The organism is Neisseria sp. GT4A_CT1, assembly GCF_000227275.1.
Lineage (GTDB): Bacteria > Pseudomonadota > Gammaproteobacteria > Burkholderiales > Neisseriaceae > Neisseria.
The window spans coordinates 398,264-411,556 of sequence record NZ_JH164965.1 but is presented as its reverse complement, the minus strand read 5'-3'; the positions used below and the strand labels follow the sequence as shown (position 1 = coordinate 411,556).

The following is a 13,293-nucleotide window of genomic DNA, read 5'->3' as shown; positions in this document are numbered from 1 at the left end:
CTGCCGTTTGATCTGGACGAATGGAGTCCCGGCGGCGAAAGCCGTCCTGTCCGACTGGCCAAACCCTATGCGGTCCCGAATACGGCATCCACTTCCCCTTACACGAAGGCACCGAAGTCATGCTGTCCTTCGTACAAGGCAATCCCGACCGCCCGTATATCTCCGGCGTCATGCACGACAGCGCCCATCCCGACCACATCCCTGCCGATTGGAACACAAGGAACGTCATCCGTACCTGGGCGAACAACAAACTCAGGATGGAAGACCAAAAAGGTCAGGAACACATCAAACTCGCCACCGACTACCAAAAATCCCAACTCAACCTCGGCCACATCGTCGACTCAAGTCGGGAAAAACGCGGAGAGAACGGCGAAGGCTTCGAACTCAGAACCGACGGCTGGGGCGCCGTACGGGCGGGTAAAGGCATACTCGTCAGCGCACAAAACCAAGACGCCAACGGCAAAGTGCTGGATATGGACGATGCCATAGCACAGATTGAACAAGCACTCTCACTCGCCAAAAGCCTGAACAAAGCCGCCCAAACCGCCAACAACCACCACACCGATGAAGAAACCCAAAGGGGTCGTCTGAAAGACGCCCTCAAAGACCTGAAAGAGGCCGGTTTGATCCAAACCGCCCCCGCCGGCATCGCCACCGCAACCCAACAAAGCCAACTGCACACCGCCAATGAAAACATCCACCTCATCAGCGGCAACCATACCGACATCACCGCCGGACAAAGCCTGACCGCCCATGCGGCAGAGAGCCTCAACCTGTTTGCGCAAAGCAGCGGCATCAAGGTGCAGGCCAATCAGGGCAAAGTGGAAGTGCAGGCACAGAATGACGAGTTGCAGCTGAATGCGCTGAAGGATGCGGTGCTGACCAGTAGTTCAGGCAGAGTAAACATCGCAGCGCAAGAGGAAGTTTTAATTACCTGTAAAGGCGCATACATCAAATTCTCGAATGGGGAAATAGAGATTGGCAGTCCGAAGTTGGTGCGGGTGAAGGCGCCGTTGGAGGTAACTGGGCCGCAGAGCTTGAGCCATATGTTTAATGATATGCCTAAATCAAAATTTGATCAGGAAGTAATCGTTACTACTTTAAATGGAAGCCCGATTGCAAACCGCCGATTTGTTCTAACACGTGCTGACGGTACCAAAATACGGGGGACTACGGATGCAAATGGTAGTACCGGCATTCAGCGCAATGATTCTACTATGGAAAAATTTACCTTGACTCTTTTGCCTAAGGACAAGAAGAAATGATTGACCCAAACATTAAATTAAATCCGACATTGGATAAAAACGGCAATCCGACCGCACAAGCGAGGATGACATCTACGGAAGATCAGCAAAAATGCCAGATGGAGATTGCACGCTATATGCCGATCATGCTTCTCCCCGGTATTATGGGATCCAATCTGCTATATCGAAACGGTTGGGTAAAGCCCAGTCAAAAATCTGAATCGGGAGAGCCGGCTAAAGATGTTGATAACGGAGAGGAGAATCAGGACAAGGACTGGGAAGAACTCAAGACGAAGAAAGTAGAAAAGTCATGGATGCCGCCAAACGGTCTATTAAAATCAATAGGTGCAGCGTTTAAAGATGGTCTGTTTCGTAGGGTAAAAGCACGTCATCGCGAAATTCATCAAGAATTGACTGCCGTCGATTGGCGAGGGCCGATAATACATATTCCTAAAAATCCTATAAGAACTAATACTGAATGTTTGAAAAAAAAGATTTTAAAGGCCGGTGAGCAGCGACACAATCTCAAAATGGCGCAACTGCAAAAAAGCCCTTCTTCTGATTCTTCGGAAATTCGTGATGAGCAAAAGCAATATGAGGAATGGAAAGAGAGATGGGAAAATGGGAAACCCCGTCCTAAAGAGTTAATCAAAGAACAATTGCGTTTTCGAGGCTGGGGAACGGTTAATGCCGATGCTTATCAAGATTTTGCGGTTTTTTTAGAAAATAATCTGAATAATTTGGCTCAAGATATTAGAGATGCTGCTAAAACCAGCAATGGAAATCAAAATGGAACAAATGGCTTGAGTGATAGTGATTATGCGAATTTTGTTGCAAAGAAAAAAGACACGCAGCCTTGGAAAGCCGTATTGGCAAGGATAGATCGATATATCATCAATCGCGACAAAGAGCAGCCAAATTTGAAAAAACCTTTGTCTGAACAACAGTCCAGCGCTGAGGCGCAGAAAATGTTGGCGGAATGGCTAAAAAAAGTAGTGAATTATCAGTTTCCTGTCTATATATGCGGCTACAACTGGTTGCGTGACAATGCCGAGTCAGGAACTGGGTATTCATCAAGATCCTTAGAGTTTTTGGAATCAGAAAAAGAGGATGGTACCAATTTTCCATTTGGTCCCAGTGATTTGAATAGTCGTATTCAGCGTGCATTGGAAGAATGCAATAGTGAGCAATTTTTGATTCTTACCCATTCCATGGGTGGTTTGGTAACGCGTGCGTATGCAAAGAAGGCAACTGGTGACAAGCCGGGTGAAACTAAAAATGCTGATAAAATCTGCGGTATTTTTCATAATGTTATGCCTGCTACGGGCTCACCTGCTTTTTATAAACGGTTAAGGGCAGGATTTAGTCATGAACCGCCACCGCGCCGTTTTTATGAATATTTCACGCCGACTTTATGGTTAAGCGCATTGAAAGAGCTTGGTTTTGCAGGGGTGCTGGGTTTTACTTCGCGCGCAACTTCCCCCATTTTGCTCAATTCGCCTGGTGCCATGCAGCTGACTCCTTGGCCGAATTATACTCCACGCCGCTTTAGTGGAGATAAGGTAAGCGATCCAAATGCTTGGCTCTACGTGGCAGATCATAAGGGGGAAAATATACGCTTCAGTTTCAATACTGAAGAACTCTATCAAAATTATGATAAATGGTTTGGTTTATGGCCTACCAAGCCCAAAAATCTTAATGACGGGCAACAAGAAGAGCAGATAGACTACATTAATTTCAATCCGAATGGTACAAAGACTATCTTTCAACAAGATAAAACAGATGCAGATATTTTTAAAGCTAATTTCGATAAGGTGCAAATGTTTCAAGACAAGCATGCTACTTATTATTTAACTGATGACAATAAAACCCGAATCAGTCTTTGTGACAGTAAAGACCACCTCACTTGGGATACTATTAAATGGGTGAGTGATAGGAATTTCCCTGGAGACTTGACTAAGCAAGAGTTAATCGAGGCGGTATTGACTAAGCCTGAAGATTCCGGGCCTAGGGGTAAGGTAAAAATAAAATTGAGGGATGAAGATTACTTTCTTCATCTTACTGAAAAAAAGAGGACAGACAGGGGAGATGGTACCGTCCCTACTGCTTCGGGAGAAGCGCCGATTACCCAAGGCTTTTTTGCTAGAAAAGATGTATTGGTAACCGGAGATAAAAATGTAGGCGGCTATGAGCATGGTTCTTCATATAATTTTGATGAAACCCGTCATGATGCCTTTTTTGCTGTTTTAGAATCTGTCGCTTTACGCGGACAGGAAGATTAATCCCTTAAAGGAACTTATGATGAAACCGACCGCTACTGTATTGCTGACAGTTTCCCTACTTGCCGCATGCGCCCCTGCCGTTTCACCACTTACAGAAAGGAATCCCTCCATGACTACTGCTTCTTCATCTATCGATACCGCCTACTGGACCGAACAGCCCTATTGCAGCGGCCGCTATCAATTGCGCTTGCCGTCCCAACGTCATCACGGCAGTACACACATTGATTACAACGGTTGGAGCGTGATGGTTATGTTTAATGATTGGGATAGAAACGTTAGGACTATCAATAGGTTTAAACGTAGTGGTTATGATGGAACTGATATTGTTGTTGATACCCGCACCCTGATCCCAGATCGGGCGATGATGCAAGTAACACGTAGCGATTTTTCTTGGGAACGCAGCATTACAATTAAAGAGAAGGGAATGCCCTACGAAGCCGATTTGTATTTTAAGTTGGATGATAACGACGCTTATATCGTACGTGGTTATTTCTATATTCCCGCTGAAAACGGTAAAGCCCCTGCTAACTGGAAAGCCAAAGAGAAAGAATTGATAGATGGCATGGAGAAAAAATTCCGCCAAGATTTCCTGAATAACCTGCGGGTACGGCAAGAATTTGAAGTACCGAATCGGCATGGTATCTGCCTGATAGGCGGTTTTATTGCGGACGATGGCAAAAAACCGTTTACAGCGCATACTACTGTCGGCTTTGCCAAACAACACGATATGAGTCTGGAAATTATGCATGGCGACGAGCTTGAGAAAGGCGAACCGACGCTGCTGCAACGGGATATTGCTCCGGAAAAAAGCGCATTGGCAAAAATCTTTAAAATCACAGGCTACCGCACCATCCGCCAAGGCCCGCGTACGATTAACGGCATGTCAGGCACGGAAAAACTGATCAAGTGGGATGGCAACAAATATATGTTGATTTGGGAGCGAGACGGCGGCAATCCACGCGTCATGATGCAGTTTGGTACCGAGAAGAAAGATGGAACGAAGCGTAGCGAAGCCGAAGTCCTCGCTATTTGGGATACCGTTCTGCCAACTTTAAAACCAATCAAATAATGTAAGCGACGAACCCAAGGTCGTCTGAAATATGGTTTTCAATATTTGGAACCGTATTTTCAGATGACCTTGCGTTACAAACAGCCATACTGCAATTGGTTTTTATGGAGAATGATCGTAAGTAAACAACCATGACGTTGTACCGCTCTGAATTTTATTCACCCACTACAATAAAAACATGATGAAGCACACACCTATACCTTATGAGCGTCAGGAAATCATCCGACGTGAGCGCGAGTTGGCTAAATATGCCAATACTATGGATAGTTTGTTTTGCATTCCTTTTACCAAACAAGGAATCGGCGTTGATGCTATATTGTCGCTGATTCCTTTTGTCGGGGATATTGCCGGGCTTTTTTTTGACGATGAAGGCTTTTCGCATGGGGCGGGAGTTGGGCGTGCCGGATCATAAAATGCGTCCTGCCGTATATCTTGCTTTTGCGGATATGTTGCTCGGCATGATTCCTGTCGTCGGTACGCTTATCGATATTTTCTTGCAGCCGAGCCGCCGTACTTCGAAAGTCATCAATGAATATGTGCGCAGCGAGTATGGTGTGGATTGTGATCTGCATTTGGAGCGACCGTTTATGCACGCGGCTTTGGAGAAGAAACAGCAGCAATCAGATTTTTGGCGCAAACCTGTTGCGGCTTGGCTTTATCTGCATATACCTGATTTTTTCGGTTTGATTGTGCTGGTGTTGATGGGTTGGATAACGGTTGCAGTAAGCAAATGGGCGTGGGGCGGTATGACTTATCTGCTTCACGCTGTTGCCGGTTGGTTTTGAGCGGATAGATAATTTAACGTGAATGGCTTTAAGCCGGTATGGTGTTGCCTGATCTGAACTCAAATGTGTTTTGATATAGTGGATTAACTTTAAACCAGTACGGCGTTGCCTCGCCTTAGCTCAAAGAGAACGATTCTCTAAGGTGCTGAAGCACCAAGTGAATCGGTTCCGTACTATCTGTACTGTTTGCGGCTTCGTCGCCTTGTCCTGATTTAAAGTTAATCCACTATAAATTGGAAAAGGTCGTCTGAAAAATCGATATTTGATTTTTCAGACGACCTTTTTGCAAAGTGAAAACGGTTGTAAAAAATGGGATGTAGAGAGAGCGAGAAATTTAGTTTAACCAAAAACGGAATACTAAATAAAACACCAAAATCAATACGCCCGCCCATACGATAACCATAAATCCGGCGACAGCCCGACCGAGTCGGTAAACAGGGTTTTTGCGTTCGTCTTCCAAAAGCGGATTAGGGGCGTTGCGTTGTTCTTCGGACATGGTCATCTCTGTTGTGAATGGGTGGCAAAAGCGTAAGGGTACGCCGATGGACAGGAAGATTCAAGCAGGGCGGTTTAATTTTCTCCGTATTCAAAAGCATCGTCTCCGTCCCAACTGCTTTTGAGCGCGGTGTGGATGGTGTCCATATCGAAGCCGCGATAGGCGAGGAAGCGCGCTTGTTTTTGCTTGTCTTTCAAATCGGCGGCGGGCTGTTTGAATTTTTTGCGCAACACGGCGACTGCGGTTTGCAGTTCGCTCGCTTTGTCGGGCATGAATTCGCGACTGACGGTTTCGTCTATGCCTTGCTGCGCCAATGCCTGTTTCAGACGCAGAGAACCGTGTTGGCGGCTTTTGCTGTGGATGTAGGCTTCGGCGTAGCGTTGGTCGGATTGCCAGTTGCGTTCGGCAAATTCGTCCAACACGTTTTCCAATTCTTCTTCGCTTTCGGCATACGGGACGAGCTTGCGCTTGAGTCCGACGCGGCTGATTTCCTGTCGGGAAAGGATGTCCATCGCGCGGGTGCGTAGGGATTTTTGGGGTTTCATGCAGAGGTCGTCTGAAAAGGTCGATTCGTAGGTCAGATTCTTGAATCTGACTTGTGTGTCGTAGGATAGAGGAGAGATAAGCAACTTTCATTCCGTCATTCTCTTTGTTCGATAATGACGAATCTTTTTATTTCCACGGCTCTATTTTCAGACGACCTTTGAAGTGGAAATAAAGGTCGTCTGAAAACAAGGATACTGATTACTCGTCGTCTTCTGCTTTTTTCGGTCGCAGGTTTTCGTAGATTTCGGGCAGTGAGCCGATAATCCAATCGGGCTTGGTCGTCTTGTCTTGTGAGAGCAGGGTCATGTCGCCGTAGCCGAAGGTAACGCCGACGCTGAGGCAGCCTGCGGCTTTGGCGGCGATGATGTCGTTGCGGGAGTCGCCGACCATGATCATATTGGCGGGGTCGATGCCCAAGACTTCGGCGGCGTGTTGCAGCGGCAGCGGGCTGGGTTTCTTTTCGGGCAGGCTGTCGCCACCGAGAATCAGGCTGAAGTAGTCGGCGAGTCCGAGTTGTTTCAAAAGTTCGGCGGCGAGGATTTCGTTTTTGTTGGTGATGACCACCAGCGGGATGCCCAGCGATTTGAGCAATGCCAGTCCGGCTTCGGTTTCGGGGTAGGGACGGGTGAAGTCGCTCAAGTGGTCGCGGTAGTATTTCATGTAGAACACGAAACCTTTTTCCCATAAATCGGGCGCGGCTTCTTGGTCGCGGTCGTTGGTGATGACGCGGTGGACGAGTTTGCCGATGCCGTCGCCGACGTAGCTTTCTACTGTTTTGGCGGGCAGCGGCTCCATGCCGAGATATTCGCGCATGGCTTCGGCTGCGGCGGCAAGGTCGGGGACGGAATCGCATAATGTGCCGTCCAAATCAAAGGCGGCAGCTTGGACGTGTTCGATGGCGGCGGTCATGATGTGTTTTGCTCGTGAATGACAGGGACGCGTATTTTAACATTGATTCGGCGGGCAGGCTTGGAAGCTGCTGATGCCGGTTTGGTATTCGGTTTGCAGCGGGTGGTTTTTATTTTATTGGGATACGGCAGGTTAAGAGCAATGAAATAGAGTTACAGCTTAAATATTACAATGAATTAATTTAGAAATTTTACAAGAAAAATACTTGCCTAAAATTTTATTTTCATGGATAATTCGATTCGTTAGCTGGTTCGAGTAGTCAGTTAATAGTTTCTCCTCTATTTCTCCTTTGTAGACTTGGCACACATTCAATTGAATGTGTGCTATTTTTTTTTGTTTGTGGGTTTGGTAGGAAAATGCTTGGGCTTGATGGGGATGGGATGGGTTTGAAACTGTCAAAGCATCTTGGTTGATAGTGTTTCTATCGTGGGTATAAAAGGTATTTTGAAAAAAGGTCGTCTGAACGTTATAAACTTTCAGACGACCTTTTTAAATGTAGTTAAATCACTCTAAGTCTAACACTGCCGTTTCTTTGACTTCTTCCATGACGACGTAGCTGCGGCTTTCCGCTGCTGCAGGCAGGTGCAGCAGGATATTGCCCAACATATCCCGATAAGCCGCCATATTGGGCAGGCGGACTTTGATCAGGTAATCGTATTCGCCGGATACGAGGTGGCATTCCAAAATTTGCGGAATCCGCATGATTTCACGACGGAAATCTTCAAAAATATTGCCCGATTTGGAACGCAGCTTCAGCTCGACAAAGACCAGCAGGCTTTGCCCGAGTTGGTGCGGGTTGAGGCGGGCATGATAGCCGGTAATAAAATTGTCGCGCTCAAGGCGGCGGACGCGTTCGGTAACCGGAGTAGTGGATAATCCGACTTTTTCTGCCAACTCCGTCATGGGTGTTCGGGCATTTTGCTGAAGGATTTTCAGGATTTTCAGGTCGGTTTTGTCTAATTCTTTCATCGCGGAGTTTCTTTCAACTGAGCTGAAACGCATCATTTAGGTAGATAGATAAAACGCAGGGCAGAGCAACGCAAAGCCACCCTTGCTTTAAGTTGACCCACTATATCTTTAAAGCGACTGAAAAGAAAGTCAGTCAGCAATCAATGGCATTGCACTTTTGCGGTATCGGGTCAAACAGGTCGTCTAAAAACGGTTTTGTCCGTAGTCGTAGTACCTTAATAGGCGGGAAAATAAGGAAGGGCGGATTCTAATGGAGGAACGCCTCTTCCGCAATGTGAGTGACTGAATCTAAAAGAAAAGGTCGTCTGAAACGGGATAGGCGGTAATACAGTGCAGATGGGTTTCAGTTAAAATACCGCCTGTTCCAGATAGCATTCCGCCACAATCGCTCGACACCGATAAGGCAGCTTTTTTCAAGGGAGGGACTATGCCCGTAGATTCCTTTTTCTACCTCTTACTGCTCACCGGATTTTGCGCCGGACTGATGGACGCGGCGGTCGGCGGCGGCGGGTTGTTGCAAATCCCCGGGCTGTTTAACTTGCTGCCAACTTCCACACCTGTTGCTTCGGTGATGGGCGTGAATAAGTTTGCCTCATGCTGCGGGACGGTTACTGCCACGGGGCAATATCTGCGCAGAATCCCCGTACCGTGGAAAATGCTGCTGCCCGCAGCCGTGCTGGCGTTTGCCGCTTCCTATCTGGGCGCGAAAGCCGTGGTCTTTTTCCCCGTGCAATACATGAAACCGGCGATGCTGGTCATCATGATTGCCATGTGTGTTTATACCTTTATCAAAAAAGATTTGGGACAAACGGTGCGCACCGAGAAGCTGACGCGCCGTGAAACCTTGTGGGGCTTGTTTTTCGGCGCATTAATTGGCTTTTACGACGGGATTTTCGGGCCGGGGACGGGCAGCCTTTTGGCTTTCGTGTTCGTCCGCTTTTACGGCTACGATTTTTTGACGGCAAACGCATCGGGCAAAGTCATCAACTCGACCACCAATCTTGCCGCGCTGACATTTTTCATCCCGCAAGGACACGTCGTTTGGGCGTGGGCAATCCCGCTTGCGCTGGCGAATTTGTGCGGCGGCGTGGTCGGCGCGAAATTGGCGATACGCGGCGGCACCCAGTTTCTGCGTTACGGATTTATGGTATTGCTGTGCCTGACCATAGGCAAATTCGCTTGGGATTTGATTCGATAACAGAAGACGTGTCAAAGGCGGGATTCGTCCTCCGAAAGCGTTTCAGACGACCTTTGTATGCTAAAATCCGTCATCTTTCAGTATATGACCGATAGAGGGAAAACATGGCAGGCAACACTTTCGGACAACTCTTCACCGTTACCACCTTCGGCGAAAGCCACGGTGCAGGTTTGGGCTGCATCATCGACGGCTGCCCGCCCGGACTGGCATTGACCGAATCAGACATCCAAGCCGACCTCGACCGGCGCAAACCCGGCACCAGCCGCCACGTTACCCAACGCCGCGAAGCCGACCAAGTCGAAATCCTCTCCGGCGTCTTCGAAGGCAAAACCACCGGCACCCCCATCGCCCTCTTAATCCGCAATACCGACCAACGCAGCAAAGACTACGGCAACATCGCCACCAGCTTCCGCCCCGGTCATGCCGACTATACCTACTGGCACAAATACGGCACGCGCGACTACCGCGGCGGCGGCAGGAGCTCTGCCCGCGAAACCGCCGCCCGCGTTGCCGCCGGAGCCGTTGCCAAAAAATGGCTGAAAGAAAAATTCGGCACGGAAATCACCGCCTACGTCACCCAAGTCGGCGAAAAAGAAATTCAGTTTGAAGGCTACGAACACATTTCCCAAAATCCCTTCTTCGCCGCCAACCAAAGCCAAATTGCCGAGCTGGAAAACTATATGGACAGTGTACGCAAATCGTTGGATTCCGTCGGCGCGAAACTGCATATCGAAGCGGTTAACGTGCCTGTCGGCTTAGGCGAACCCGTTTTCGACCGCCTCGATGCCGAAATCGCCTACGCCATGATGGGCATCAACGCCGTCAAAGGCGTGGAAATCGGCGCAGGTTTCGGCAGCGTCGTCCAGCGCGGCAGCGAACACGGCGACGAACTTACCCCGCAAGGCTTCCTGTCCAACCACGCCGGCGGCATCCTCGGCGGCATCAGCACCGGCCAGGACATCCACGTCAACATCGCCATCAAACCCACCAGTTCCATCGCTACACCGCGCCGCAGCATCGACATCAACGGCAATCCTGTCGAACTCGCCACCCACGGCAGACACGACCCCTGCGTCGGCCTGCGCGCCGCCCCCATCGCCGAAGCCATGCTCGCGCTCGTTCTTATCGACCACGCCCTGCGCCATCGCGCGCAAAATGCCGACGTAGCCGTCGATACGCCAGACATTACCAAGTAGTGCGGATAAAATCGAAAGAGGTCGTCTGAAAACAAACATGACGGATTGTGCCGAACATTTTCAGACGACCTTTCTCAACGCCTATTAAGATAAGTGTGCCGGCCCGTCCGCAAATAAACATTTACAATCGAACATTCGCAAAAAAACTTAGCCAAAACACAGGCTTTATACTAAAATACTGCCATTACCGTGCCATAGCGAAACGCACGGCTTTATTTTAGAGGAATACAAACGACATGACACAAGAAACCGCTTTGGGCGCAGCTTTGAAATCCGCCGTCCAAACCATGAGCAAGAAAAAACAGACCGACATGATTGCCGACCACATCTACGGCAAATACGACGTCTTCAAACGATTCAAACCGCTGGCCGTCGGCATCGACCAAGACCTTGTTGCCGCGCTGCCCCAATACGACCCTGCCCTGATCGCCCGCGTCCTCGCCAACCATTGCCGCCGCCCCCGCTACCTCAAAGCCCTGGCGCGCGGCGGAAAACGTTTTGATTTGAACAACCGCTTCAAAGGCGAAGTCAGCGCGGAAGAACAAGCCATCGCCCAACAGCATCCGTTTGTCCAGCAGGCTTTGGCAGAACAAGCCGAGCGCCAAGCGGCCAAACAGGCAGCGAAAACTGAGGCAGTAGAAGCCGAGCAAGTCGGCGCAGCCGCCGAAACTGAAGAAGTGGCACAAAATAACGCCGAATAATACCGAATGATTTTAAAAGGTCGTCTGAAAACGGATTTTTTGTTTTCAGACGACCTTTTTTATCGGTATTTCAAATTAACGGAGGAGGGAAAAGAGGAAACACGCTTTGCAACCATTATTTTTGCTTTGACAGGGGAGGGTAAATGGTGGGTGTTTGTTGATTTTTTATTGGGGATGATACGTTTTCTAAAGATGGATTTTTGTGTGCGTGAGAATTGAAGTAGATGGGAATATCTTGTTTTATTTGATTTTATTTTAAACTTGGAAAATCAAGATAAAAAAAATGCGCATATCGTTTAGGATATGCGCCAAGTCTACAAAGGAGAAATAGAGGAGAAAAATCAAGCTGCATCAAGCAACTCAACGGGCGTTATTATCTACGAAAGGCATCGTTTTGTCAAATTTTTATATGCAAAAATTTTCTATTTTTTGAGAAAACGGCAGATTGTCTGCTTACAAAATGTCAGGTAATCGCCCTATTTTTTCTTAAAGTTTATATAAATCAATGGGTAAGTTGTGTGTTGTATAAGATACAGGATGCCTGTTCCATGTAAAACGGCATAAAATGCACCAACGCTTTTTGTGACCAAAAGGTTTACCGAATGGCGCGGACGGCTTGGATGAAGGCAGCCATTTTGGCTTCGTCTTTGATGCCGCCGGCGCTTTCCACGCCGCCTGAAACATCGACTGCCGCGGCATTGCTGGTTTGGATGGCTGCTGCGATATTTTGCGGGGTCAAGCCGCCTGCCAGAATCCAAGGTTTGGTCAGATTGTCCGGCAGCAGCGTCCAGTCGAAGCTCAGACCTGTGCCGCCGTATTCGTTGGGATGGTAGGCATCAAACAGCAGGGCGCGGGTGTTGGGGAATCGGGTTTGTGCGGCTTCGATGTCTGAAGCGGATTGGACGCGTATGGCTTTGAGATAGGGGCGGTCAAACTGACGGCAAAATTCATCGTCTTCGTCGCCGTGAAATTGGATGATGTCGATGGGTACTTGCCGGAGGGTTTCGCGGATGGTTTCTGCTGTTTCATTGACGAATAAGGCAACGACGGAGACGAAAGGGGGAAGGGCTGCCACGATTTTTTTTGCCTGTTCGGGCGTGACGGCGCGTTTGCTGGCGGCGTAAAAAACCAAACCGATGGCATCGACGCCCAGCTCGGCGGCTTTTCGGGCGTCTTCGGGGCGGGTGATGCCGCAGATTTTGATGCGGATGGTTTTCATCTGTTTTCCTTTTTGGGTCGGTCTGTTCGGTTGGTTGCAAAAGATGTGCCGCCGTTTAAATGGGGCATGGGCGTATTTTTGTTGATATCGTTCTTTATAGTCAAGGTCGTCTGAATATTTTCAGACGACCTGAGACCTTTGCAAAATTCCTTTTCCCTCGACAGCCGAAACCCAAACACAGGTTTTCGGCTGTTTCCGCCCCAATCACTCCTTAATTCTACCCAAATACCCTCTTAATCCTCCCCGAATACCCGATAATCAGGCATCCGGGCCGCCTTTTAGGCGGCAACAGGCACACTTAGCCTGTTAGCCGCTTTCAACAGGTTCAAACACATCGTTTTCAGATGACTTTGCGCACTCACTTTGAGCAGACCAAAATAGGCTGCCCGGGCGTAGCGGAATTTACGGTGCAGCGTACCGAAGCTTTGTTCGACCACATAACGGGTCTTCGATAAATATCGGTTGCGTTTGGTTTGCGCTTCCGTCAGCGGACGGTTGCGTTGGGCTTTGCGCATAATGCCGTCTAACAACTGATGCTCTTTCAGATGTTGCCGGTTTTCCTTGCTGTCGTAGCCTTTGTCGGCATAGACGGTCGTACCTTCGGCAATGCCTTCCAACAAGGGGACAGATGGTTGCACTCATGGTATTGGCAGGAGTGATGTGCAGTTTCTCGATATAG

Annotated in this window: 14 protein-coding genes and 1 pseudogene; 9 read left to right on the top strand and 6 right to left on the bottom strand. The window is 48.7% G+C overall.

Annotated features, from left to right (window positions below):
* Positions 1 to 20 precede the first annotated feature (20 nt).
* From HMPREF1028_RS04575 to HMPREF1028_RS15385, 5 genes are all read left to right on the top strand, one after another.
* Complete coding sequence (locus HMPREF1028_RS04575) at positions 21 to 1,265, top strand: type VI secretion system Vgr family protein (RefSeq protein ID WP_009311629.1); 1,245 nt, start codon at positions 21 to 23, stop codon at positions 1,263 to 1,265.
* A complete protein-coding gene (locus HMPREF1028_RS04570; RefSeq protein ID WP_009311628.1) occupies positions 1,262 to 3,526 on the top strand; it encodes a hypothetical protein in 2,265 nt (754 codons plus the stop codon). The genes HMPREF1028_RS04575 and HMPREF1028_RS04570 overlap by 4 nt, the downstream gene beginning before the upstream one ends.
* Positions 3,527 to 3,635: 109 nt before the next feature.
* Entirely contained in the window at positions 3,636 to 4,595 is a 960-nt protein-coding gene (locus tag HMPREF1028_RS04565; protein WP_009311627.1) for a T6SS immunity protein Tli4 family protein, read from the top strand.
* Between the two features lie 178 nt (positions 4,596 to 4,773).
* Positions 4,774 to 5,007 (top strand): DUF4112 domain-containing protein, encoded by a 234-nt coding sequence (locus HMPREF1028_RS15390; protein ID WP_094112992.1) that lies wholly within the window; start codon positions 4,774 to 4,776, stop codon positions 5,005 to 5,007.
* Positions 4,994 to 5,380 carry a hypothetical protein gene (locus HMPREF1028_RS15385; RefSeq protein WP_232203786.1) on the top strand — a complete coding sequence of 129 codons (387 nt, stop codon included), beginning with the start codon at positions 4,994 to 4,996 and terminating at the stop codon, positions 5,378 to 5,380. Before HMPREF1028_RS15390 ends, HMPREF1028_RS15385 begins: the two co-directional genes overlap by 14 nt.
* 334 nt (positions 5,381 to 5,714) lie before the next feature.
* On the opposite strand, the gene HMPREF1028_RS15140 is transcribed toward HMPREF1028_RS15385, so the two are convergent.
* From HMPREF1028_RS15140 to HMPREF1028_RS04540, 4 genes are all read right to left on the bottom strand, one after another.
* Positions 5,715 to 5,876: a hypothetical protein gene (locus tag HMPREF1028_RS15140; RefSeq protein WP_009311625.1), complete on the bottom strand. Its 162-nt coding sequence runs from the start codon at positions 5,874 to 5,876 to the stop codon at positions 5,715 to 5,717.
* A gap of 74 nt (positions 5,877 to 5,950) precedes the next feature.
* The gene (gene recX / locus HMPREF1028_RS04550; protein ID WP_036529096.1) at positions 5,951 to 6,421 is read right to left on the bottom strand and encodes a recombination regulator RecX; all 471 of its coding nucleotides are present in this window, start codon (positions 6,419 to 6,421) and stop codon (positions 5,951 to 5,953) included.
* 199 nt (positions 6,422 to 6,620) lie between these two features.
* Positions 6,621 to 7,331: a phosphoglycolate phosphatase gene (locus tag HMPREF1028_RS04545; RefSeq protein WP_009311623.1), complete on the bottom strand. Its 711-nt coding sequence runs from the start codon at positions 7,329 to 7,331 to the stop codon at positions 6,621 to 6,623.
* Between the two features lie 504 nt (positions 7,332 to 7,835).
* Entirely contained in the window at positions 7,836 to 8,300 is a 465-nt protein-coding gene (locus HMPREF1028_RS04540) for an Lrp/AsnC ligand binding domain-containing protein (protein WP_003764370.1), read from the bottom strand.
* Positions 8,301 to 8,727: 427 nt separating this feature from the next.
* Between HMPREF1028_RS04540 and HMPREF1028_RS04535 the strand changes: the two genes are divergently transcribed.
* The 4 genes from HMPREF1028_RS04535 (at position 8,728) to HMPREF1028_RS04520 (ending at position 11,614) form a co-directional block, all read left to right on the top strand.
* Positions 8,728 to 9,498 (top strand): TSUP family transporter, encoded by a 771-nt coding sequence (locus HMPREF1028_RS04535; protein ID WP_009311622.1) that lies wholly within the window; start codon positions 8,728 to 8,730, stop codon positions 9,496 to 9,498.
* A gap of 104 nt (positions 9,499 to 9,602) precedes the next feature.
* Positions 9,603 to 10,694 (top strand): chorismate synthase, encoded by a 1,092-nt coding sequence (aroC, locus tag HMPREF1028_RS04530; RefSeq protein ID WP_009311621.1) that lies wholly within the window; start codon positions 9,603 to 9,605, stop codon positions 10,692 to 10,694.
* A 236-nt stretch (positions 10,695 to 10,930) separates the two neighbouring features.
* Entirely contained in the window at positions 10,931 to 11,395 is a 465-nt protein-coding gene (locus HMPREF1028_RS04525) for a ProQ/FINO family protein (RefSeq protein ID WP_003777487.1), read from the top strand.
* Between the two features lie 6 nt (positions 11,396 to 11,401).
* Entirely contained in the window at positions 11,402 to 11,614 is a 213-nt protein-coding gene (locus HMPREF1028_RS04520) for a hypothetical protein (protein ID WP_036529093.1), read from the top strand.
* Positions 11,615 to 11,990: 376 nt separating this feature from the next.
* Here the strand turns inward: HMPREF1028_RS04520 and HMPREF1028_RS04515 are convergent, their stop codons facing one another.
* Complete coding sequence (locus HMPREF1028_RS04515; protein WP_009311620.1) at positions 11,991 to 12,614, bottom strand: phosphoribosylanthranilate isomerase; 624 nt, start codon at positions 12,612 to 12,614, stop codon at positions 11,991 to 11,993.
* 278 nt (positions 12,615 to 12,892) lie between these two features.
* Positions 12,893 to 13,293: pseudogene (locus tag HMPREF1028_RS04510) on the bottom strand (transposase); the annotation flags it as partial.

Coding starts and splice junctions, on each gene's coding strand:
- HMPREF1028_RS04575 (WP_009311629.1), top strand. CDS start 21: ATGGAGTCCCGGCGGCGAAAGCCGTCCTGTCCGACTGGCCAAACCCTA.
- HMPREF1028_RS04570 (WP_009311628.1), top strand. CDS start 1,262: ATGATTGACCCAAACATTAAATTAAATCCGACATTGGATAAAAACGGC.
- HMPREF1028_RS04565 (WP_009311627.1), top strand. CDS start 3,636: ATGACTACTGCTTCTTCATCTATCGATACCGCCTACTGGACCGAACAG.
- HMPREF1028_RS15390 (WP_094112992.1), top strand. CDS start 4,774: ATGATGAAGCACACACCTATACCTTATGAGCGTCAGGAAATCATCCGA.
- HMPREF1028_RS15140 (WP_009311625.1), bottom strand. CDS start 5,876: ATGTCCGAAGAACAACGCAACGCCCCTAATCCGCTTTTGGAAGACGAA.
- recX (WP_036529096.1), bottom strand. CDS start 6,421: ATGAAACCCCAAAAATCCCTACGCACCCGCGCGATGGACATCCTTTCC.
- HMPREF1028_RS04545 (WP_009311623.1), bottom strand. CDS start 7,331: ATGACCGCCGCCATCGAACACGTCCAAGCTGCCGCCTTTGATTTGGAC.
- HMPREF1028_RS04540 (WP_003764370.1), bottom strand. CDS start 8,300: ATGAAAGAATTAGACAAAACCGACCTGAAAATCCTGAAAATCCTTCAG.
- HMPREF1028_RS04535 (WP_009311622.1), top strand. CDS start 8,728: ATGCCCGTAGATTCCTTTTTCTACCTCTTACTGCTCACCGGATTTTGC.
- aroC (WP_009311621.1), top strand. CDS start 9,603: ATGGCAGGCAACACTTTCGGACAACTCTTCACCGTTACCACCTTCGGC.
- HMPREF1028_RS04525 (WP_003777487.1), top strand. CDS start 10,931: ATGACACAAGAAACCGCTTTGGGCGCAGCTTTGAAATCCGCCGTCCAA.
- HMPREF1028_RS04520 (WP_036529093.1), top strand. CDS start 11,402: ATGATTTTAAAAGGTCGTCTGAAAACGGATTTTTTGTTTTCAGACGAC.
- HMPREF1028_RS04515 (WP_009311620.1), bottom strand. CDS start 12,614: ATGAAAACCATCCGCATCAAAATCTGCGGCATCACCCGCCCCGAAGAC.